Origin of the sequence: Mesorhizobium sp. M5C.F.Ca.ET.164.01.1.1, from assembly GCF_004792125.1 — a bacterium.
Lineage (GTDB): Bacteria > Pseudomonadota > Alphaproteobacteria > Rhizobiales > Rhizobiaceae > Mesorhizobium > Mesorhizobium wenxiniae.
Genome location: NZ_SRTG01000553.1, coordinates 1 through 289 on the forward strand (window position 1 = coordinate 1; position 289 = coordinate 289).

Genomic DNA, 289 nt, shown 5'->3' on the forward strand with positions numbered 1-289 from the left:
CTCAGTTGGAACTGGACAATGGATCTGACACCCAAGGACAAATTGTCCTCGATACCGGACCTGCGGCACCGGCTCCGCCAATTGCGGTGGTTTTCCAAGGCCTTCCGGAACAATGCGGAACTGGTGAAGGAGCACTTTGGGTTCTCTTACCGGATCGACGACAAGCTGTTGAACCAGGTCTTCTTCGACTGGCTGGCGGCGATCGACGAGCAGGACGATTCGGCAGCGATCGACCGGGCCGACTACATCGTCTTCGTGGCGGGGCTAGCCCTGCGCGAGCTGATCCGGA

The 289-nt window shown here is 59.2% G+C and carries 1 pseudogene; it reads left to right on the top strand.

The window, feature by feature from the left end:
* Positions 1-18 precede the first annotated feature (18 nt).
* Positions 19-289, top strand: a pseudogene (locus tag EN807_RS34710) (hypothetical protein); the annotation flags it as partial.